The 19,162-nt window shown below is 68.3% G+C and carries 18 protein-coding genes; 11 read left to right on the top strand and 7 right to left on the bottom strand.

The genetic code is table 11. The features are described 5' to 3' along the window. Positions 1 to 116: 116 nt before the first annotated feature. Entirely contained in the window at positions 117 to 1,076 is a 960-nt protein-coding gene (locus ACYVLQ_RS31730; RefSeq protein ID WP_460701215.1) for an NAD(P)H-dependent flavin oxidoreductase, read from the top strand. Positions 1,077 to 1,098: 22 nt separating this feature from the next. Here ACYVLQ_RS31730 and ACYVLQ_RS31725 read toward each other — a convergent pair whose 3' ends face one another. After that, positions 1,099 to 1,548, bottom strand: a complete 450-nt coding sequence (locus ACYVLQ_RS31725) for an SRPBCC family protein (protein WP_460701214.1) — start codon at positions 1,546 to 1,548, stop codon at positions 1,099 to 1,101. Between the two features lie 3 nt (positions 1,549 to 1,551). Continuing rightward, positions 1,552 to 1,890 (bottom strand): ArsR/SmtB family transcription factor, encoded by a 339-nt coding sequence (locus ACYVLQ_RS31720; protein WP_460701213.1) that lies wholly within the window; start codon positions 1,888 to 1,890, stop codon positions 1,552 to 1,554. Positions 1,891 to 2,279: 389 nt separating this feature from the next. On the opposite strand from ACYVLQ_RS31720, the gene ACYVLQ_RS31715 reads away from it, so the two are divergent. From ACYVLQ_RS31715 to ACYVLQ_RS31700, 4 genes are all read left to right on the top strand, one after another. Continuing rightward, positions 2,280 to 3,065, top strand: a complete 786-nt coding sequence (locus ACYVLQ_RS31715; protein WP_460701212.1) for an HAD-IIA family hydrolase — start codon at positions 2,280 to 2,282, stop codon at positions 3,063 to 3,065. A 343-nt stretch (positions 3,066 to 3,408) separates the two neighbouring features. Beyond that, entirely contained in the window at positions 3,409 to 4,041 is a 633-nt protein-coding gene (locus tag ACYVLQ_RS31710) for a TetR/AcrR family transcriptional regulator (protein WP_460701211.1), read from the top strand. Between the two features lie 56 nt (positions 4,042 to 4,097). Beyond that, a complete protein-coding gene (locus ACYVLQ_RS31705; RefSeq protein ID WP_460701210.1) occupies positions 4,098 to 5,804 on the top strand; it encodes an NAD-binding protein in 1,707 nt (568 codons plus the stop codon). 61 nt (positions 5,805 to 5,865) lie between these two features. Next, positions 5,866 to 6,726 carry an alpha/beta hydrolase family protein gene (locus tag ACYVLQ_RS31700; protein WP_460701209.1) on the top strand — a complete coding sequence of 287 codons (861 nt, stop codon included), beginning with the start codon at positions 5,866 to 5,868 and terminating at the stop codon, positions 6,724 to 6,726. A 19-nt stretch (positions 6,727 to 6,745) separates the two neighbouring features. Here the strand turns inward: ACYVLQ_RS31700 and ACYVLQ_RS31695 are convergent, their stop codons facing one another. Next, complete coding sequence (locus ACYVLQ_RS31695) at positions 6,746 to 8,812, bottom strand: prolyl oligopeptidase family serine peptidase (protein WP_460701208.1); 2,067 nt, start codon at positions 8,810 to 8,812, stop codon at positions 6,746 to 6,748. 104 nt (positions 8,813 to 8,916) lie between these two features. Between ACYVLQ_RS31695 and ACYVLQ_RS31690 the strand changes: the two genes are divergently transcribed. Both ACYVLQ_RS31690 and lpdA read left to right on the top strand, forming a co-directional pair. Next, the gene (locus tag ACYVLQ_RS31690) at positions 8,917 to 9,891 is read left to right on the top strand and encodes a dipeptidase (RefSeq protein ID WP_460701207.1); all 975 of its coding nucleotides are present in this window, start codon (positions 8,917 to 8,919) and stop codon (positions 9,889 to 9,891) included. 150 nt (positions 9,892 to 10,041) lie between these two features. Next, on the top strand, positions 10,042 to 11,445 hold the full coding sequence (gene lpdA, locus ACYVLQ_RS31685) for a dihydrolipoyl dehydrogenase (protein ID WP_460701206.1): 1,404 nt from the start codon (positions 10,042 to 10,044) through the stop codon (positions 11,443 to 11,445). A 73-nt stretch (positions 11,446 to 11,518) separates the two neighbouring features. On the opposite strand, the gene ACYVLQ_RS31680 is transcribed toward lpdA, so the two are convergent. Next, positions 11,519 to 11,917 (bottom strand): winged helix-turn-helix transcriptional regulator, encoded by a 399-nt coding sequence (locus ACYVLQ_RS31680; protein ID WP_460701205.1) that lies wholly within the window; start codon positions 11,915 to 11,917, stop codon positions 11,519 to 11,521. Between the two features lie 96 nt (positions 11,918 to 12,013). Between ACYVLQ_RS31680 and ACYVLQ_RS31675 the strand changes: the two genes are divergently transcribed. After that, the gene (locus ACYVLQ_RS31675; protein WP_460701204.1) at positions 12,014 to 12,868 is read left to right on the top strand and encodes an SDR family oxidoreductase; all 855 of its coding nucleotides are present in this window, start codon (positions 12,014 to 12,016) and stop codon (positions 12,866 to 12,868) included. 30 nt (positions 12,869 to 12,898) lie between these two features. Here ACYVLQ_RS31675 and ACYVLQ_RS31670 read toward each other — a convergent pair whose 3' ends face one another. Beyond that, positions 12,899 to 13,282: a VOC family protein gene (locus ACYVLQ_RS31670; protein ID WP_460701203.1), complete on the bottom strand. Its 384-nt coding sequence runs from the start codon at positions 13,280 to 13,282 to the stop codon at positions 12,899 to 12,901. A 153-nt stretch (positions 13,283 to 13,435) separates the two neighbouring features. Here ACYVLQ_RS31670 and ACYVLQ_RS31665 point away from each other — a divergent pair, with 153 nt between their 5' ends. After that, on the top strand, positions 13,436 to 14,221 hold the full coding sequence (locus ACYVLQ_RS31665; RefSeq protein WP_460701202.1) for a TetR/AcrR family transcriptional regulator C-terminal domain-containing protein: 786 nt from the start codon (positions 13,436 to 13,438) through the stop codon (positions 14,219 to 14,221). A gap of 6 nt (positions 14,222 to 14,227) precedes the next feature. Here ACYVLQ_RS31665 and ACYVLQ_RS31660 read toward each other — a convergent pair whose 3' ends face one another. Continuing rightward, on the bottom strand, positions 14,228 to 15,121 hold the full coding sequence (locus ACYVLQ_RS31660) for an LLM class flavin-dependent oxidoreductase (RefSeq protein ID WP_460701201.1): 894 nt from the start codon (positions 15,119 to 15,121) through the stop codon (positions 14,228 to 14,230). A 65-nt stretch (positions 15,122 to 15,186) separates the two neighbouring features. Next, positions 15,187 to 15,726 (bottom strand): carboxymuconolactone decarboxylase family protein, encoded by a 540-nt coding sequence (locus ACYVLQ_RS31655; protein ID WP_460701200.1) that lies wholly within the window; start codon positions 15,724 to 15,726, stop codon positions 15,187 to 15,189. Positions 15,727 to 15,902: 176 nt separating this feature from the next. Here ACYVLQ_RS31655 and ACYVLQ_RS31650 point away from each other — a divergent pair, with 176 nt between their 5' ends. Together ACYVLQ_RS31650 and ACYVLQ_RS31645 are read left to right on the top strand one after the other, a co-directional pair. Beyond that, positions 15,903 to 16,358, top strand: a complete 456-nt coding sequence (locus tag ACYVLQ_RS31650; protein WP_460701199.1) for a hypothetical protein — start codon at positions 15,903 to 15,905, stop codon at positions 16,356 to 16,358. A gap of 78 nt (positions 16,359 to 16,436) precedes the next feature. Then, positions 16,437 to 19,160, top strand: a complete 2,724-nt coding sequence (locus tag ACYVLQ_RS31645) for an ATP-binding protein (RefSeq protein ID WP_460701198.1) — start codon at positions 16,437 to 16,439, stop codon at positions 19,158 to 19,160. The last annotated feature ends 2 nt before the right edge of the window (positions 19,161 to 19,162 follow it).

Genomic DNA, 19,162 nt, shown 5'->3' with positions numbered 1-19,162 from the left:
GAGTAGGACACCGCCGGAACAATCGTTCACGAAGGCCCCCAACACAGTTGGGGGCCTTCGCCATATCTCGGATCGTTATCCGCGACGCGCTGTGGATGTCCTGTCAGGCTGGTGATATGACCTTGCGAACCACGTTCACCGAGTACATGTCGATCGATCACCCGATCGCGCTGGCTCCTATGGGAGGCGTGGCCGGGGGCGCATTGGCGGCGGCCGTGTCCGAGGGCGGCGGACTCGGATTGATCGGTGGTGGCGGGGGCGACCGGGAGCGGCTCGAGCCCGAGTTGTCGCTCGTCCGCCGTACCACCGAGAAGCCCTGGGGGATCGGCTTTCTCGTGTGGGGCGTGACACCCGATGTCCTTGCCTGGGCGCTGGAATTCGAGCCGAGCGCCGTTCTGCTGTCCTTCGGCGATCCGGCCCCTTTCGCGGATCGCGTACGGGACGCGGGGGCGAAACTGATTGTCCAAGTGACCGATATGGACGAGGCGCGCCGAGCGGTGGACGTCGGCGCCGACATCATCGTCGCTCAGGGCCGCGATGCCGGTGGGCACAGCGGTGGAAAGCCGATGGGCACGGTGTCGTTCGTCCCCGCGGTGGTCGACCTGGGCGATGCGATACCGGTGCTAGCGGCCGGTGGCATCGCGGACGGCCGCGGACTGGCCGCCGCGCTGTCATTGGGCGCGTCGGGTGCGCTGATCGGCACCAGATTCGAGGCAAGCCCGGAGGCGCAGGTATCGGCCGAGGTCAGCAAGGCCCTGCTCGAGGCTGACGGGGAGGATACGGAACGCAACCGCACCCTGGATATCGCTCGTGAGTCCCCCTGGCCGGAACGCTACCCGGCCCGCACGCTCCGCAACGACTTCCTGGACGAGTGGCGCGACCGCGACGACGAACTGCGTGCCGACGCGGCCGCCCGGAACGCATATCGAGAACTCGCGGCCCGCAACGATCTTGCTGCGCTCCCCGTCTGGGCGGGTGAGGGTGTCGGTCTTGTGACCGCGATCGAACCCGCTGCGGATATCGTCCCGGCCCTGGCGTCCGATGCCGAGCGGACCCTCAGGAGCTGGTGCCGGTGAAATCCGCGTCGACGGAGGAGATTCATCGACCGGCGGTCAGTTCCTTGCCCAGGGCGTCGAGCTGGTCGCCGGTGCCGTGCTCGCGCCACTCCGGCTTCTCGTGGCCGTCGAGATAGGCGCCGTGCTCGGTGAGGGTGAGGCGCGTACCCGACTGTGCCGCAGTGAATTCCACGGTGGTGACCGATACCGTCGTCACCGTGTCGCCGCTGCGCATCGTGGAGGTGTAGGCGATGCGCTCGCCGGGGACGATCTCGTGGTAGGTGGTCTCGAAGACGAGTTCGTTGCCGTCGTGGGTGCCTGCGGCGAGTTCGCGGCCGCCGACCCGGAAGTCGAGCTCGTGCCGGGCATTGCCGCCCGCGAACCAGCGGGCCTTGATCTGCGGGTCGGACCAGGCGGCGAAGACCTCGGCCGGGGCGGCGGGGTATTCGCGCTCGTGGTTGAACGTGGCGTGGACGACGGAATGCTGTGTCATGACCTACTCCTTGTCATCGGTGTTCTCGGCGAGCACCGCGCCGAGCGCGTCGAGCCGGTGCTCCCAGCCGGTGCGGCGCGCGTGCAGCCACTGTTCGGCCGAGCGCAGCGCATCGGGTGCCAGCTGGCAGGTGCGAACCCTGCCGACCTTCTCGGAGTGGACCAGTCCGGCCTCCTGCAGTACCTGCAGATGCTGGACGACCGCCGCCAGCGACATGTCCAGCGGCTGCGCCAGCGTGCTGACCGCCGCCGGACCGCTGGTCAGCCGCTCTAACAGGGCCCGACGGGTGGGGTCGGCGAGCGCGCGGAAGATGAGGTCCAGTCGCTCCGATCGGTTAAGCACCTACTTGAGTATATGACGCCTAGACTGATAGTCAAGTAGTCCCTTAACTATTTCGGCACCCGTCCTCGGCAACCCTCGCGCAGCGGTGGGGTGCCCCGGGTGACGACGGAACTCGGTGACTGCGCTGGGCCCGATCCGGCCCGGACCGTGGCCGAGGCGCTGCGCGATTCGTACATAGGCAACTCGGACGATGTCGCCGAGGCATGTCGGCGGATACCGCGTTGGCCCGGTCGACCGATATCGCCGTGCAGGTCTATCCGGCCATGCACCGGGCATGAGGCGACGCTGAGATCGATCGAGCTGATCGCGAGCAAGGTCGCCCCGCAACTGGGTTGTCGCCGCGCGCCTGACGCCCGCTGCGGGACGATCTTGGCCGGTAGGCTGAAGTCATGTCCGGCATCCAGGGCGTGCTGTACGACATCGACGGCGTGCTGGTGACCTCGTGGCGGGCCCTTCCCGGCGCCGCCGCGGCCGTGCGCGAGCTGCGCGAGGCCGGGCTGCGCCGGGCCTTCCTCACCAACACCACCTCGGCCACCTGCGCGGAGATTGCCGAAAGGCTCGGTGCCGCAGGGTTTTCGGTGGAGCAGTCGGAGATCGTCACGGCCGCGCGGCTCACCGCCGAGTATCTGCGCCGCCATCATCCGGACGCGCGTGTCTGGGTGCTCAACCACGGGGATATCGACGAGGATCTGGGCGGACTGACCCTGGAGGCGAAAGATCCGGACGTGATCGTCATCGGCGGCGCCGGAACCGAATTCACGCATCGGGCGTTGAGCCGGGTGGTCGAGGCGATGCTGGACGGCGTGCCCGTGGTCGCCATGCAGGGCGGCATGATGTGGGCGACGGACGACGGCCTGCGGATCGACACCGGGGCGTACCTGCCGGGCCTCGAGGCGGCCGGGCGATCGCGAATCACGGTGATCGGCAAGCCCGCCGCGACCGGCTTCCACGCCTGCGCCGAGTTGTTGAGCCTGCGCCCGGAACAGTTGCTGATGATCGGCGACGATCTGTACTCGGATGTGCTGGCGGCCCAGCGCGCCGGGTTGACCGGGGCGCTGGTGCGAACCGGGAAATTCCGGCGGGCCGTGCTCGACGATGCTCCGGAGAAGCCGAATCACGTCCTCGATTCCGTGGCCGAGTTGCCCGCTCTGCTGCGCGCGGAGTTCTCCAAGTGAAAACGCGCCGGTAACCAGAAATACTTCTAGAAACCTCCTTCAAAATATCCCGAAATCGCCCGGCGGTGAGTATCGTCAGGATGGGCAGGCAAACCGCTGGTAACTCCGTTTCGGAGTGCGACTCACCGGCGGTGGCAGCGAGGGCCTGATCCGGATGAGGGGGTTGGGCCCTCGCCGTTCCGGTCTGTGTCCGGCCGACAATTGGATATCTACCGCCGGGCGCGTCGCGAAATCCGTACGAGTTCGGTAGACAACTTTCAGCTATCGTTATCGGAATTCGCGCAGTTAACGAAGCGGCCGATCCTTACCTTGCGGATCGGGTGCTTAGGTATTGTCTGGCGCGATGTCACAGGAAACGAACGCGGGCAGGATGTACGCCGGGCAGCCCGTAGAAGACCGGCAGCGGCAGCGACGTGCGCGTTTTCTGGAGTCCGGGCTGACGGTGTTCGCGCGCGACGGCTATGGAAATAGTTCGGTCGGCGCCATCTGCAAAGATGCCGGACTCTCCTCACGACAGTTCTACGAGGAGTTCACCGGGCGCGAATCGCTGCTACTCGAGCTCTACGAACAGATCGACCGGCAATCGCGGGAAGCGGTGGCCGCGGCGCTGGCCGAGCAGGCCGATCGGAACGCGGTCGAGATCATCGACGCGGCCGTGCGCGCCTACGTCGAATCGATCGGGCGGGATCCGCGTAAGGCGCGCGTCGCATTGGTCGAAGTGGTCGGTGCGGGACCCACTGTGGAAAAATTCCGGCTGGAATTACGCCGGGCGTGGGGCTCGCTGCTGGCGAGTGCGGCAGAAGATGCCGCGCTACAGGGAGAAATCCCGCCCGGCGATTATGAGATGCGCGTGCTGGCGATCATCGGCGCGGTCAACTATGTGGTCGATGCCTGGAGCGGCGCGGAACCGCGCGCACCCCTCGACGATGTGATCCGGGTGCTGCGCCGGGTGATCATCGGCGCCGTCAGCGCCTGAGTTGTGTTCGCTCGCAAACCTGGTCGTGTGCTTGTGATTCGCTCTAGCATTCCAGTGTGACAGGCGTTGAGGTGGGGGAGCACTCCCCGAGTTTTGTTGTCTGCGGGGATAATCCGCTCGTATATCAGTTGGCCGTGCAACTGGTCGACCGGTTCGCCGACGGCGTGGTGACCGTCGTGATCCCGAACCGGCGGGGCGGCTACGTCCCGCAGTTGGAGCGGCTGGAGCGGGTGCGCGTGCTGTGCGCGGAAAGGCTGGACGAGGAGACGCTGCGGGTGGCCGGTGTCGCCGAGGCGCGGGCGCTGACGCTCGTCGATCAGGCGGACGTGGAGAACTTCCACGCCGCGCTGCGGGCTTACGAACTCAACCCGGACATTCGGCTGGTGATTCGAATGTTCAACACCGGCTTGGGTTTTCGCATCCGCACGCTGTTCGCGGATTGCGTGGTGCTGTCGATCTCCGAGATGGCCGCGCCGTCGTTCATCGCGGCGGCGCTGGGTGAGAAGGCCCTGGACTATCTGCGGCTGGGCGAGCGGACGCTGTATGTCACGGGTCCCTCCGGCATTCCGGACGGCACCGTGGTGTGCGGGCTGGCGGAATCGCCGTCGGGGGATATTCGTATGCTGGCGTCGACCCGCAGCGATTCCCGGGCGCTCGCGCTGGCGGGCCGCGCGCCATACCAGCTGAACGGGCGCAGACGATGGCTGCTGCGGTTCCGATATCTGGTCCGCAACAACCTGGTTCGGCTCATGCTGGCCATGCTGACCCTGGTCGTGCTGGGCTGCGGGCTGATGGTGGTGTTCGGAAACGCCTGGGGCGACGCGGTATACGAGACGCTGCTCGATGCCGCGGGTGCGGCGCAGCCGGAGCGCGATCGCGAGCCGATCTTCAAGGTGCTGCAGGTCGCGGTCGTATTCATCGGTCTCGCCCTGACTCCGGTCGTCACCGCGATGGTGGTGGGCGGGGTGCTGCGCGCTCAACTGTCGGAGCAGATCGGGCCGGAGCCTTCGGATTTCAGCGATCACGTGGTGGTGGCCGGACTGGGCAATGTCGGCATGCGCGTGCTGGAGCAGCTCTGCGATCTCGGTGTGCGCGTGGTCGGATTGGACTACGACGAGAACGCGCGCGGCATCGCGTTGGCGCGCACGCTGGGTGTGCCGGTGGTGATAGGCCAGGCCACCTGGGAGGACACGCTGGAGGCGGCCGGGGTGTCGCGGGCCCGGGCCCTGGTGCTGGTCACCAGCAGCGACGCCGTGAATCTCGAGGCCGCGCTGCTCGGTCAGTCCTACCATCAGTCTCACCGCGAGGACCTGCAGGTGGTGCTGCGCCTGTCCGACGACGACCTGGCCCAGCGGGTCGAACGCAGCCTCGGCGGATCGGTGTTGGTGCGCAGCGTCTTTCAGCTCGCCGCGGAGGGCTTCGCCGCGGCCATGGCCGAGCGTCGCGTGATCGCGACGCTGTCGATCAACGGCGGCACCCTCATGGTCGCCGAGGTTCCGGTGGAGGCCGGGTCGGCGCTGGTCGGCAAGCCGATCCGGACCGCGGGCCTGCCCGTGCACACCCGGGTGCTGGCCCTGCAGCCGATCGTCGGCGCCGAACTGGAGTGGCAGCCGGACCAGGAGACCCTGCTGGAGGCCGGCAATCAGCTCGTGGTGGTATCGAATCGCACCGGCCTCGATCACCTGCTGGAGCAGAGCGCGGGCGGTGAATCGCCCCGGCCGGGCGAAGATGATCCGATCGAGCCGGATCCGGCCGTCGCGTGATCGGTCGTACGGCGAGGATGCGATGCGGCGGTGCGCGCCCGCCGCGCGGTAGCGTGCGCGCATGGAGACGATTCCGATCCAGGTGAGCGACGGGAGCACGGTGCCGGTGCGGCTGGTGCCCGCCCGCGGCGCGCATCGGCATCCGATCACCCCGGACACGCCGCGCGCGGTGATCGTGATCATCCCCGGGCTCGGCGTGCCGGGCGTCTTCTACGGGGACTTCGCGCGGGAGCTGGCGGGCCGCGGCTTCGACGTGGCGATCGGGGAACTGCGCGGCAACGGCGACAGCCGCCCCAAGCCGAGCCCCAGCAGCGCGTACGGCTACCAGGAACTCGTGTCGGTCGACTTCCCGGCGATCTTCGAGGTGGTGCGCGAGCGCTTTCCCGCGAGCACCCCGATTCTGCTGGGACACAGCATGGGCGGGCAACTCGGCGTGATGTACGCGGCACGCGTCCGCGGACGGCTGGGCGGGCTGATCCTCGTCGCATCCGGGACGCCCTACTTCCGCGGCTACGGCGGCCTCGCGCGCTCGGCGATGCTGCTGGGCCCGGCCGCCATCTCGCTGACCGCCAACCTGGCCGGTTTCTGGCCGGGCGACCGGATCACCGCGGGCGGGTTCGGGCGGCAGTCCAAGGTGCTGATCTCCGACTGGGCGCGGCTGGCGCGCACGGGCCGGTTCGTCCCGGTCGACGCCGATATCGACTACGAGGAACGCATCGCCCGCCTGAAGCTGCCGGTCCTGTCGATCACGCTGGAAGGCGACGATCTGACGCCCCGCAGCTCCGCCGCCCACCTGCTCGAGAAACTGCCCGACGCCCGCACCACCACCTGGCACCAGCCCGAGCCGCACGGGCACAACGGCTGGATCACCGATCCCGGGACCACCGTCGACCGCATCGAGCGGTGGATCCGGGACCTGTGATCGAAAAGCGCTGTGGCGTTCAGCCTTTCCGGTCCTCCATCAGCATCTGGGTGAAGAACTCGTAGATCAGCGCGGCCTGGAACGACATCTGCTTGTTATCGGCCGCGCCGCCGTGACCGCCCTCGATATTCTCGTGATACCAGGTGGTGTGGCCCTCCTCGGCCAGGCGCGCGGCCATCTTCCGGGCATGGCCGGGATGGACGCGGTCGTCGCGGGTGGAGGTGGTCAGCAGGATCGGGGGATAGGCCCGGTCGGCTCGGGTGTTCTGATACGGCGAGTACTTGCTGATGTACTCCCACTCCTCCGGATCGTCCGGGTCGCCGTACTCGGCCACCCAGGAGGCGCCGGCCAGCAGCAGGTGATAGCGCTTCATATCCAGCAGCGGAACCTGGCAGACGATGGCGCCGAACAGTTCCGGGTAGCGGGTGAGCATGACGCCCATGAGCAGGCCGCCGTTGCTGCCGCCCACCGCTCCCAGCTGCTGCGGGGTGGTGATCCCGCGTGTCACCAGGTCCCTGGCGATCGAGGAGAAGTCCTCGTAGACGCGGTAGCGGTTCTCCTTCTGCGCCTGGGTGTGCCATTCGGGGCCGTACTCGCCGCCGCCGCGGATATTGGTCATCACCCAGGTGCCGCCACGCTCGAGCCAGCCCATGCCGGAGGCGCCGCTGTAGGCCGGGGTACGCGACACCTCGAAGCCGCCGTAACCGGACATCACCGTCGGCCCCGGCTCGCCCTTCCGGTCGCGGTGGCGAATCACGAAGTACGGCACCGGCGTTCCGTCGTCGGAGCGGGCGAAGAACTGCTCGGTCTCGATGCCGTCGGCGTCGAAGAATCCGGGTTCCTGCTTCAGCGGTTCCGTCGGTCCGCCCACCGATCCGGACAGCAGGGTGGCAGGGGTGGTGAAACCGCTTGTGGTGAGCATGAATTCGTCGCCGCCCTCGAGCGGGTCGAGGTTCATGACATTGGTGGTGGCCATCGGCGGGGCGTCGGCCAGCGGTTCGCGGGCCCAGCCGTCCGCGCCGGGGGTGAGCACGTAGAGTTTGGTCTGCACGTCCTCGAGGGTGATGAGCAGCAAGTGGTTCTCGGTCCAGCCGTAGCCGTGCAGGGAGGTGTGGGCATCGGGAGTGAAAACAACCTCGAAATTCCTTGCGCCATCGAGGAATTCGTTCAATTCGATGGCGAGCAGGGCGCCCGCCGGATAGGCGGCGCCGCCCACCTCCCACGGTGACTTCAGCCGGACCAGCAGCCAGTCCCTGTACCAGGACTCCGACGCGTCGGTCGGCACCTCGAGATGGCGGAGGGTGTCGCCCTCTTCCAGCAGATATACCGATTCGTTGAAGAAGTCGGTCGCCCGCGCCACATAGTGCCGCTCGTAACCGGGAGTGCGGTCGTAACCGGCCGACACCATGACATCGCCGGGCTCACCCTCGAACACCGTCTCCGCCTGCGCCAGGGGCGTGCCGCGCCGCCAGCGCTTGGCGATTCGCGGATAGCCCGACTCGGTCAGTGATCCGGGGCCGAAATCCGTTCCGACATAGACGGTGTCGGCGTCGATCCAGCGCAGCTGCGATTTGGCCTCCGGGAGATAGAAGCCGCCGTCGGCCTCCGCGCGGAACTGTTTCGTCGCCATGTCGAATTCGCGGACCACCTTGGCGTCGGCCCCGCCGCGGGACAGGCTGATCAGCGCCAGGGACTGCTCGGGGCGCAGCACCGCGGCGCCGCCCCAGACCCAGTTCTCCTCCTCGTTCGCGGCCAGCTCGTCGAGGTCGATCAGCACCTCCCAGCTCGGGTTCTCGGTGCGGTATTCGGCGTAGGTGGTGCGCCGCCACAGCCCCTTCGGATGCTCGGCGTCGCGCCAGAAGTTGTACAGCCAGCGACCGCGGCGCGCCGGGTAGGGGATGCGCGTATCGGTGTCGAGCATGTCGAGGATGCGATGCTCCAGCTCGGAGAACCGGTCGGAGGTGGCGAAACGGTCGACCACCACCTCGTTGTGCGCGCGGGCCCAGTCCAGCGCGCGGTCGGAGGTGACTTCCTCCAGCCACAGGTGGGGATCGTTCTGCTGCTCCTCGACACTCATGCCTGACATTGTTGCCCACGTCGTTTCCCGCCGGTGCACCGTCTCCGGTCATCTCCGGCGGATATTGCCCCTACGATTGCGGCGTCGCTGCCACCGTGCTCAGGAGGTCCGGGTTGCCGCACTTTTTCTGGGAACAGCACTGCTGTCTGCCGTTGCTGCCGTCCGCGGACATCGCCGAGCTGGCGCGCTACCCCCTCGGTTCGTACCTGTCGGTGAATGTCGGGTACGCCCCGCAGTCGACGGCGGACGCGCTCGCCCTGGTGCGGCAGTTCCGCCGGGATGCGGTGGCGGACGGGCGTTTCCGGCTCGTCGAGTCCGTCGACGACACCGTCGGTGACGATCGGACCATCGCCCTGGCATTCGATCTGGAGGATTCCGGTCCGCTGGGTGGTGATCTCGACAACGTCAAGCTCTTCCACGACCTGGGCGTGCGCTCGCTGCTGCCCAGTTACAACCAGTCCAATGCCGCCGGGGGCGGGTGCCTCGACACCGCCGACACAGGCCTCACCGCCTATGGCCGCGACCTCATTCGCACGCTCAACGAGGTGGGCGTATTCGCCGACGGCTCGCACTGCTCGGTGCGTACCGGCCTCGATATCGCCGAGGTCACCACCGCGCCGATGATCTACAGTCACTCCAATTTCGCGGCGCTCTGGGTGCATCCGCGCAACATCACCAACGCCCAAGCCCGCGCGTGCGCTCGCACGGGCGGCGTGATCGGCATCAACGGCGTCGGAAACTTCCTGGGCTGCAACGGTTCCGACGAGCGCGCCGCCCGTATCGAGGCGATGGCCGATCATCTCGCCTACGGTGCGGAGCTGGTCGGCATCGAGCACATCGGCGTCGGTTCGGACTTCTCCTTCGACGGCGACCAGTTCAATGCCGAGATCGCCGCCGCCCCGGAGAATTTCTCCGAGGACTACACCCGCTGGGGCCCGCTGCGGTGGACGCCGCCGGAGGATCTGCTCGGCGCCGCGGAGGTGCCCGGACTGGATGCGGTGCTGGCCCGGCGCGGCTTCACCGAGGCGGATCGGGCGGCGGTGTTCGGCGGGAATTTCCTGCGGGTGGCGCGACAGGTGTGGCGCTAGTCATTGCCCCTCCCCATTCCCGCCGCACTGCCACTACGCCCCTACGGTAGCGAGCCGGGCAAACCGGGCGATCGCGCGAGTCGATGAACTTACCGCAACTTATCGGAGGTGGGTGGGCTCGCGGCGGGCAGCGGAGTTAGGCTCGCAGGCGTGACTTCCCACTACGATGTCGTCGTTCTCGGTGCTGGTCCCGGCGGTTACGTCGCCGCGATCCGCGCCGCTCAACTCGGCCTGCGAACAGCGATCGTCGAGCAGAAATACTGGGGCGGTGTGTGCCTGAACGTGGGCTGTATCCCGTCCAAGGCCCTGCTGCGCAACGCGGAGCTGGCGCACCTGTTCACCAAGGAAGCGAAGACGTTCGGTATCACCGGCGAGGCGAGCTTCGACTTCGGCGCGGCGTTCGACCGCAGCCGCAAGGTCGCCGACGGCCGCGTCAAGGGCGTCCACTTCCTGATGAAGAAGAACAAGATCGACGAGTTCGACGGCAAGGGGACGTTCACCGGCCCGAACTCGCTGTCGGTCGCGCTCACCAAGGGCGGCGAGGAGTCGATCACCTTCGACAACGCCATCATCGCCACCGGAACCGTCACCAAGCTGCTGCCGGGCACCTCGCTGTCCGCGAACGTCGTCACCTACGAGGAGCAGATCCTCACCCGCGATCTGCCGGGCTCGATCCTGGTCGTGGGCGCGGGCGCCATCGGTATGGAGTTCGCCTACGTCCTGAAGAACTACGGCGTGGACGTGCGCATCGTGGAGTTCCTCGACCGCGCCCTGCCGAACGAGGACGCCGACGTCTCCAAGGAGATCACCAAGGCGTACAAGAAGCTCGGCGTCACCATCACCACCGGTGCGTCGGTGCAGTCCATCGAGGACAACGGCACCAAGGTCACCGTCTCGATCAAGGACAACAAATCCGGCGCGGTCGAGACCGTCACCGTCGACAAGGTGCTGCAGGCCGTCGGTTTCGCGCCGCGGGTGGAGGGTTACGGCCTGGAGAACACCGGCGTGCAGCTGACCGACCGCGGCGCCATCGCCATCGACGACTACATGCGCACCAACGTGCCGCATATCTACGCCATCGGCGACGTCACCGCCAAGCTGCAGTTGGCGCACGTCGCGGAGGCGCAGGGCGTGGTCGCGGCGGAGACCATCGGCGGCGCCGAGACCATGACGCTGGGCGACTACCGGATGATGCCGCGCGCCACCTTCTGCCAGCCGCAGGTCGCGAGCTTCGGTCTCACCGAGCAGCAGGCCCGCGACGAGGGTTACGACGTGAAGGTCGCGAACTTCCCGTTCACCGCCAACGGCAAGGCGCACGGCCTCGGCGACGCCACCGGTTTCGTGAAGCTGATCTCCGACAACAAGTACGGCGAACTGCTCGGTGGCCACCTCATCGGCCCCGACGTCTCCGAACTGCTCCCGGAACTGACCCTGGCCCAGAAGTGGGACCTCACGGTCAACGAGCTCGCCCGCAACGTCCACACCCACCCGACCCTGAGCGAGGCCCTGCAGGAGGCCATCCACGGGTTGGCGGGCCACATGATCAACTTCTGATCGACGGTGCCGGGACGACGACCGGCGAAGGCGCCCTTCGGTTACGGACCGGAGGGCGTCTTGCTGTCTGTACTCAATCCCGGCGGTAGGCCGCCTGGGCCTCGTAGACCTTCCCCATGTTGGTCTCCAGCGTCACGATCAGGGCCTCGAGGTGTTCGGCTACCTGGGCGCCGAGGTCGGTGAGGGTGTATTCGACGCGGGGTGGGATGGACTGCTGGACCTCGCGGTGGATCATGCCGTCGCGTTCGAGGGCCTGCAGGGTTTGCGACAGCATGCGCTCGCTGACGCCGTCCACTCGGCGCCGCAGGGCGCTGAAGCGGTAGGGGCCCTCGCGCAGGGCCACCAGGGCGAGGACGCCCCAGCGACTCGCGACGTTCTGCAGCACCGGGCGCGAGGTGCAGTTTCGGGCGAAGACGTCGGCCTCCAGCATCGGGTCGGAGGCGTCCGCCGCGGTGGTCTGCCGGATGGTCATATGCCTGATGCTACTCATTCGTCTGGTAGTACTGGAATATCGTGTACTAACTATTAGTTAGTGCTAGATATTCCGTACGCAACTAGGAGGTAGGACATGACCGTCGCAGTCACCGCAGCCAGTGGACAGTTGGGCCGTCTCGTCGTGGAGGCGCTGCTGCGCCGGGGGGACGGGCCGGTCGTCGCGATCGTCCGGAATCTGTCGAAGGTGGCCGATCTCGCCGAGCGCGGTGTCGATGTCCGGCAGGCGCCCTATGACGACGCCGAGGCCCTGGACCGGGCGCTCGCCGGGGTGAATCGGGTGCTGCTCGTCTCCGGCAACGAGTTCGGTGCCCGAGTGGACCAGCACACCAACGTCATTCGCGCAGCCGAACGGGCAGGGGTGGAATTGCTCGCGTATACCAGCATTCCACGCGCCGCCGAGAACGAGATGATTCTGGCGCAGGAGCATCGCGGCACCGAAGATGTTCTCGCGAAAGCTGCTGTGCCGCATGTGATTCTGCGCAACGGCTGGTACTGGGAGAACTACCTCGGCGGACTCGCGCCGGCCGTGGAGAGCGGTGTGCTGTACGGCGCGGCCGGTGCGGGCCGCGTGGCGGGCGCGGCGCGGGCCGACTACGCGGAGGCGGCCGCCGCAGTACTCGGCACCGACGGGCACGCCGGACAGGTCTACGAGCTGGGTGGTGACGAGCGCCTGACGTATGCGGATCTGGCGCAGGTGATATCGGAGGTGTCCGGCAAGGCGGTGCGGTACCAGGATCTCCCGCAGGACGATTACGCCGCGGCGTTGGAGAAGTCGGGCCTGCCCGGCGATTACGCCAAGGTGCTGGCCGACGCCGACACCGGCGTTCGAGCCGGGCTGCTCGATGTGACAAGCGGCGACCTGCAGAAGCTGCTCGGGCATTCGTCGACATCGGCTGCCGAGGTATTTCGGGCGGCGTTGAACGGGTAGCTGTCGGCTGAGGTTTCCGACCGTGACGCCCTACTCGCTCACCCACTGGACGAGCTGGATGACGATGCCGTTGGGGTCGAGGGTTTGGAAGTAGCGCTCGCCCCACGGTTCGGTTTCGAGCGGGGTCACGATCGGCACGCCCTCGCGTCGGACGCGCTGGTACTCGGTTTCGATGTCGTCGACGACGAAGGCCACCAGCGTGCCCTGGCCCGCGGCGCCCGCGATGCGCTCCGGCTTGAAGGTCGGCAAGCCCGTGCGCAGGTAGATGATGTTGAAACCGGCATCGGGGCGGGTCAGCGAGACGAAACCGTCGGCGGACATCTGTTCCTCGAAGCCGAAGTGCTCGGTGAGGAACTTCGCCGACGCCTCCGGATCGGGCACGTTCAGGGAGAGGGCGGATGCGGTGATGTTCATGGTGCCTCCTCGTGATCCGGCAGACGGGTCCCGGCCGGACCGGCATGCCGAATAACTCTGTACCTAGTACACTGTACTTTGTAGAGAATTTTTCGGCGCGGCGCATTGTGGGCATGATCACGCCGATACGACCGAGGCGGAGGTGCGTGGAGAGTGGGCGGTCGCCGTGGAGGGGGTGGCGCACGAAGCAGCGCGGGTGATCCGGCGCGCACGCTGGAGCTGTTGTGGCGCGAGCCCGCCCGGAGGTCGGGGCGGGGACCGAAGCAGCGCAGCAGTGTCGACGAGGTGGCGGCGGCGGCGGTCGAGATCGCCGATGCCGAGGGGCTCGAGGCATTGACGATGCGGGCGGTGGCGGCCCGATTGGGGTTGACGCCGATGGCCACCTATACCTATGTGCCGGGCAAGGCGGAGTTGCTGGATCTGATGCTCGATTCGGTCTACGGGCAGATGGCTCGCGCGGAGCTCACCGAATTACCTTGGCGGGAAAGGGTTTCCACGGTGGCGGCGGAGAACCGCGAGCTGCTCTCGCGCCATCCCTGGGTCGCCTACGTCCCCACCACCCGTCCGCCGCTCGGACCGGGCGTGGCCGCCAAGTACGACCACGAACTGCGGGCCTTCGACGGACTCGGCCTCGACGACATCGAGATGGACGCCGCACTCACCTACCTGCTCGGATTCGTCACGTCGGTCGCCCGCATCGCGATCGACACCGCGCGCGCCGCGGCCGACAGCGGCATGTCCGACCGCGAGTGGTGGGAGCGCACCGCGCCCGTCCTGGAGCGCCTATTCGACACCGACCGCTATCCCCTCGCGGCCCGCGTCGGAGCGGCCGCGGGCCAGGCTCACAACAGCGCCTACTCCGCCGACCACGCCTGGGACTTCGGGCTGGCCCGCGTACTCGACGGCCTAGCCGCCCTGATCGAAAAGCCCACGCGCTGAACGGCTTCAGGGCACTAGGGGGCGGACCTGCTCGGCGGCGAAGCGGATGAACTCGACAGGGTCGGCGTCCGCCGTGGGTTGCAGGATGACCGTGTCGGCACCCGCCCCGGCGAGGCGGGCGACGGCGTCCGCGACGGCATGCGCATCGCCCGCGACGCCGACGCCCTCCTCGTCGGTGGTTCCGATGCCGTCGACGGATTCGCGGCCCATCCGGAGCATGTCGGCGCGGAGGCGCTCCAGGGCATCGGGGCCGGTCGCCGTCGAGAGGTTGGCAATCACGCGCCCGTCGCCGGAGCGGCCGCCCTTGGCTCGGCCCTCGTTCAGCAAGGCGACGGCCCGGCGCAGCGCGGCGACGGAGGTGCCCGCGGTGAGGATGGCGCCGTCGGCGATCTCGCCGACCAAACGCAGCGTGCGGGGGCCCGTTGCGGCGGAGATGATGTCGGGCGCCTGCGCCGGGGGCCAGTCGAGTGCTACATCGTCGAGCTGGATATAGCGCCCGTCGACGGTGCGCCGCTCACCCGCGAGCAGGCCGCGCAGGGCGTCGATGTACTCACGCAGCAGGGTGACCGGGGATTCGACCCGCGCGCCGATCTGCCCCATCCAGTCCTGCACGCCGTGGCCGACGCACCACACGCCGCGACCCGGGTGAAGTCGTTCCAACGTGGCGATCTCCATGGTCGTGGCGGCCACATTGCGCAGCGGCACCGGCAGTACGCCGATCCCGACGCGCAACCGCTCGGTGTTCGCGAGCACCGTGGCGGTCGTGGCGATTCCACCGCCGAGGAAGCAGTCCTCCCACAGCCACAACTCCTCGAGGCCGGACTGTTCGGCCACGCGCGCCACTTCGCGCAAACGCTCCGGTGGAACCTGTGGAAGAGATACCGCGCCCAGGATCGTCATACATTGATCGGTACCAGACGGCACCGACAACATCGATCGGATTTCGGGTCGTTCCCGGTCCCGCGCTAGTGGTCGGTCTGCACGCGCAGGGTGGTGATGGTGCTGGCCAGGCCCTCGTACTGGTTGACCAGCAGCACGATTTCGATGAGTCGGCGCTCGTCGTAGTGAGCGGCGAGGGCCGACCAGGTGCTGTCATCGATATCGCGGGCCCGCACCAACTGGTCGACGGCCGACAACAGTGCGCGCTCCTTGGCGGGCCAGCCGGGCGCCTCCGGGCCGATGCGCAGGCGGTCCAGGATCTCGCGGGTGACCCCGGCCCGCTTGCCCAGGCGAATGTGGTGATCCGTCTCGTACTCGCACCGGCGCAGGTGCGCCACGCGCAGGATCACCAGCTCGGTCTCGTAGCGCGGCAGTTTTCCGCCGGGCATCAACCGCCCGGAGTAGTGCAGCCAGCCGCGGAACAGCCCGCCGGTGCGGCCGAGGGTGCTGAACAAGTGCGCGTCGGGCGTACCGGCGGCACGTGAAAGTAGCTGCCAGACAACCCAGTTGACGGGCCCCAGTTCACGCAGGCGGCCCGGTTCGATGCGTGGCTTCGTCGACACCATGCCTCACGCTAACAGCGTGCTCGGGCCGGAACCAGACATTGTGAACAACGATGTTCGCCGACCAGCCCCGGCCACACCAGTATTTCGACCGATGCGGGTACTGATAGCCCCGGTCATACCGTCTTGCTCGTGAAACACACCGCGACCGCGGTGACACATAGAGGAGATGACCGACGATGAACGAGCAGAATATTCAGGCCTCGGACCCCGAACTGGCCGCGCTTGACCGGCTGATCGGAACGTGGAAGGTCACCGGCGGGGCCGAGGGCATCGTCACCTACCGCTGGATGACCGGTGAGCGCTTCCTCCTGCAGGACATCCAGCTGGAGCAGTACGGCGAGCGAATCGAAGGCATCGAGGTGATCGGGCGGGAGAAGCCGTTCGGCGCCGAGGCGCCCGGCGCCGACATCAAGAGCCGTTTCTACGGCAACAAGGGCGACACGCTGGACTACGTGTACGAGATGGAGGGCGATGTGCTCACCATCTGGGGCGGCGAGAAGGGATCACCGGCGTACTTCCGGGGTTCGTTCGACGAAGCGGGCGATGTGCTGGACGGGGCATGGGTGTACCCCGGAGGCGGCGGCTACGACTCCACCATGACTCGCGTCGAGCCGGGACACGGCGACAACTGACGACGGCGGGCCCGTGCACGAGCATGCACGGGCCCGTTTCCCCTGGGCTCGCAAGCGTCGAATTGTTACTGTTCGCAGGTGGTTCTCGGGCGTGTGGACGAGCTGGCGCGGATCGACCGGCTGCTGGCCGACGCCCGAGACGGCGTCGGCGGCGCGCTGGTGATCCTGGGTGAGGCGGGGATCGGCAAGACCGCCCTGCTGGACCACGCCGAGCAGGCGGCACCGGGGCTGCGGGTGCTGCGCGGCCAGGGGATCGAATCCGAGGTCGACATCCCCTTCGCCGGTCTGCACATGCTGTTCCACCCGTATCTGGACCGTCTCGAGGAGATTCCCGCACCGCAGGCGCAGTCCCTGAGGTCGGCGTTCGGGCTGACCGACGGTGGTGTCGGCGAACGGTTGCTGACCGACGTGGCGACCCTCTCGCTGCTGTCCGAGCTGACCGGCGACGTGCCGCTGATCTGCCTGGTCGACGACGCACACTGGTTCGACCAGGCGTCGCTGGGCGCGCTGTTGTTCGCCGCCCGGCGGTTGCGGCACGAGCCGGTCGCCATGCTGTTTACCGCGCGGGCGGACACCGGGCGCTTACCGGCCGCCGGGCTCGACACGATGACATTGCCCGCCTTGGATCGCGTCGACGCGACGACGCTGCTGAACCAGCGCGCGCACGATCTGGCCGGTCCGACACGTGCGCGCATTCTGGCCGAAGCGCGCGGAAATCCGCTCGCCATCATCGAGTTCACCGCCGCGCTCACCAGCCGGGAGCGCGGCGACGGTGCCTGGTCGCTGCCCGTGGAACCGCTGCCGGTGACCAGGCAGGTTCAGGACGCCTTTCATGCGCGCATCCGCGAACTCCCGGAGCGCACGCAACGGATTCTGGTCCTGGCCGCGGCCGACGATACGGCGGATCCGGCGGTGGTCGTCCGCGCGGCCGAACAGCTCGAGTTGACCGGCGCCGATCTGGACCCGGCCGAACGGTGCGATCTGATCGAACAGAACGGTCGCGGGATCGCGTTCCGGCACCCGCTCATCCGCACCGCCGCCTACCAGGGCGCGCCCCGCGGCTGGCGGCTCTCCGCCCACCAGGCCTTGGCCGACACGCTGACCGAGGACCGATACGCCGACCACCGCGTCTGGCATCTGGCCGCGGCCACCACCGCGGAGGACGAGACGGTCGCGGCCGCCTTGGAGCTGACGGCTCGGCGCGCCGCTCAGCGTGGCGGGTCGTCCGCGGTCGCGCACGCGCTCGAGCGCAGCGCGCAACTCAGCATCGATCCGGACGATCGCGGCCGACGACTGGCGGGCGCCGCCCGTGCCGCCTACGACGCCGGGGCGCTCGACCGGGCCGACGAATGTGCCTCGGCCGCAGTGGATGTCACCACCAGCAAGTCGATCCACGCCGAGGCCACCTGGATTCGAGCCCAGGTCGCCTACGAGCGGGAGTCACCGGCCGCGGCGGCCGCCCTGATGGTGAGCGGCGCCGCGCCGATCGTCGAAACCCGTCCGGCGCAAGCGGTCTCGATGCTGACCGATGCCATCGGATGCGCCAAGGACGGCGGTGCGCACGACCTGGTGCGGGCCGCGGCGCAGCTGCTCTCGGACGTGCGGGTGGAGCCCGGCTCCGAGTTGCGGCCGGTGGTCGACGGAATGATCGGGCTGGGCCGCTATTTCGACGGTCGCACCGGCGAGGGAGTGGACGGCATGCGGTCGCTGGTCGCGGCAGCGCGGGACGGGCGCGTGCGTGGCATGGTGGAGCGCGTACTCGCCGGATACCTCGCCCTCATCACCGACGATCGGGCCGCGATCGAGGTGCTGGAGGCGGTGGTCGCCGACGCCCGCCGGACGGGCGCCCTGGGCTGGCTGCCCTACTCCCAGGAGCCGCTGGCCATCGCCCTGCTGTTGCGCGGGCGCTTTCGCGACGCGGAAACCGTGGTGTCCGAAGCGCTCTCGGTGTCCACAGACCTCGGCCAGGACACCCAGGCGATCATCATGACCGCCGTGCCCGCCTGGCTGGCCGCCGTGGCCGGTGACGCCGAGCGGTGCCGCGCCCACGCCGAGACCATGCTGCGCAACCGGAACCGGCACCCCACCAACGCCGCCCTCGCCACCTGGGCGCTGGGACTGCTCGACCTCGGCCGGGGGCGCTATGATGCGGCCGCCGATCATCTGGAAACCGCGACCTCCGGGCCGCTGCGCCGCGACTTCCTGATCCGAGCCATCCCCGACCAGGTGGAATCGGCCGTTCGCAGCGACCGAACGGCGCAGGCGGATCGGTACCTGCCCGAATTCACCGACTGGGCCGAACATATCGGACAGCCGTACGCGGAGGCGTTGGTCCAACGGTGCCACGCACTGCTGTCCGCCGACGCCGAGGCCGAGATCCGATTCGACACCGCCCTCCGGCTGCACCGGGAGGCCGAGTGCCCGTACGACTACGCGCGTACCGCGTTGCTGTACGGCGAATGGCTCCGTCGGCAACGCCGCCGCACCGACGCGCACACCCGGCTGCGCGAAGCGCTGCACGCGTTCGAACGACTCGGGGCCGCCGCCTGGGCCGAGCGGGCCCGCGCCGAACTCGGCGTGCTCGGCGACCGGCCCGTTGCGCGGCCGCACCATCACGACCCCGTCTCGCGGCTCACCGCGCAGGAATTGCAGGTCGTTCGGCTCGCCGCGGCCGGACTCAGCAACCGTGACATCGCCGCCCAGCTGTTTCTCAGCCCCCGTACCGTCGGCCATCACCTGTACCGCGCTTACCCGAAGCTCGAGATCGCCAAGCGCACCGAGCTCGCGCGATTCAGCTTCTGATG

It is taken from the genome of Nocardia thraciensis (genome assembly GCF_054782435.1).
The sequence above is the reverse complement of the archived record's forward strand: the minus strand, read 5'-3'. Positions and strand labels throughout refer to the sequence as shown.